Genomic DNA, 1796 nt, shown 5'->3' with positions numbered 1-1796 from the left:
TTTCATGGTTATATTCCCCTAAAGCATTGGCTAGATCGAATAATTGCGATGTGGTTAATTCGATCTCCTGTTTATCCTGATCGGTTAGCAGGGAACCTAAAAATAATTGATGCTGGAGAAGTCCCTGACAACGGAGAGAAGGCAAGGAGGGGAGATGGCTTTCGGGGGAACCACTAGCCACGAAAGAGAGGGTAGAAACGGGACTAGAGAGTAAATTCTGCACATAATTAGCGACAATTTCCCCTAGGAGTTGTAATTGTGTGCGATCGCCTTTGATCGTCACCTGTTTTTCCTCACTCAATCTAGGATCATCAAAGCGCAATTGAAAGTGGGCATCGTTTAAGACATTTTTACCCAGCCAAACCGCTAGGGGCGAACTATTTCCCCAAATTTCTAGGGTACAGGTGGGGGGTGTATATTTGCGAATTAGATCACTCATTTTTAGTTATCGGTGGGAATTATGAATTATGAATTATGAATTATGAATTATGAACTGGGAAGCTTTTTTTCAGTGATCAGTAAACAGTAATCGGTGAACTGAAAACTTACATCTGATAACTGATAACTGATAACTGATAACTGATAACTGATAACTGATAACTGATAGCCTTTTTACTTTTTACTTGCCAAAAGGGTGTGCCAGAGAAGGAGATGACTGCGGGGGCTGCTGTAGAACAATAAATCGATTAATAATTTCCAGGCTAGGGAAATCAGGCTAGAATTGCTGAGATTATTTTCCGATATTTCTGGGTATTTTAAGCGAAAATTATCGATATAATTGCCCAAAAGCGTGGTTTTGACCGGTTCTTGTCCTTGAGTTCCCACTTGTTCCAAGAGAATTACGGCGCGACGGATTAACTCTTGCTTTTTTTGGGCTAGATGACAGAGGAGGAGAACTAGAGAACGGATGTCCGCTAGGGAGAGGTTTGACTGGGGTTGCCAGTAGTGGGCAACTAGGCGATCGCTTGTATCCAGATCTAAGGCTAATTCTTGGGCTGCTTGGGTGATAGACTCGGAGTCTAAATTAGCTAGAGAGACTAAAGCTGCCAAAATCAGGTTTAAATAGCTATTAATACTCTCTAACTGCTCGTTACTGGGTGAGATAGCTAGGGGTAAATCCTCACCCGTGGAGGACTCGGCAGACTGAGGCATAGTCAAGGACATAGATAATAAGGAATTGCCAGCAGAAAAACTTGGGTTTAGGAGAAAAAATCACTGGTTCTCAAGTGTCATCGCCAATTTTGGCTCTGAAACCCCGTTCTCAAAGGACGGCTTTACTATGAAATAGTAGCGCATTTACACGATATATGCTAGAATGTGAGATATGGAGAAAGCCTATTCGTTTCGATTTTACCCCACAGCAGAACAAGAGTCGCTATTGCGGCGCACCTTGGGCTGTGTAAGATTAGTTTACAATAAAGCTCTCCATCTCAGAACACAAGCATGGTACGAAAGACAAGAAAGAGTAGGATATACTGAAACTTCTTCGATGTTGACTGAGTGGAAAAAACAAGAAGAATTAGAGTTTTTGAATGGGGTTAGCTGTGTTCCTTTACAACAAGGTTTAAGACACCTACAAACAGCTTTTACTAACTTCTTTGCTGGTCGTACTAAGTATCCTAACTTTAAGAAAAAACATCAAGGAGGAAGTGCCGAATTTACCAAATCTGCTTTTAAATTTAAAGACAAACAAATCTATTTAGCTAAATGCACAGAACCTTTACCTATTCGATGGTCAAGACAAATACCAGACGGATGTGAACCAAGTACAGTAACGGTCAGATTACATCCTTCTG

General features: G+C 41.2%; 3 protein-coding genes. 1 reads left to right on the top strand and 2 read right to left on the bottom strand.

The window, feature by feature from the left end:
* Together PX481_RS07405 and PX481_RS07400 are read right to left on the bottom strand one after the other, a co-directional pair.
* The coding region (locus PX481_RS07405) for a DUF4335 domain-containing protein (RefSeq protein ID WP_288094183.1) at nucleotides 1-439 on the bottom strand (439 nt) is incomplete at its 3' end.
* A 173-nt stretch (nucleotides 440-612) separates the two neighbouring features.
* Nucleotides 613-1152, bottom strand: a complete 540-nt coding sequence (locus PX481_RS07400) for a DUF3038 domain-containing protein (protein WP_288094182.1) — start codon at nucleotides 1150-1152, stop codon at nucleotides 613-615.
* A 172-nt stretch (nucleotides 1153-1324) separates the two neighbouring features.
* Here PX481_RS07400 and PX481_RS07395 point away from each other — a divergent pair.
* Nucleotides 1325-1796 (top strand): RNA-guided endonuclease InsQ/TnpB family protein (locus tag PX481_RS07395; protein ID WP_288094180.1); only part of this gene is annotated, 472 nt, incomplete at its 3' end.

The sequence above is a fragment of the Microcystis sp. M53603_WE2 genome (genome assembly GCF_030065435.1).
The sequence above is the reverse complement of the archived record's forward strand: the minus strand, read 5'-3'. Positions and strand labels throughout refer to the sequence as shown.

Bases quoted from the DNA above. Each gene is read 5' to 3' on its own strand.
- PX481_RS07400 (WP_288094182.1), bottom strand. From the start codon at position 1,152: ATGCCTCAGTCTGCCGAGTCCTCCACGGGTGAGGATTTACCCCTAGCT.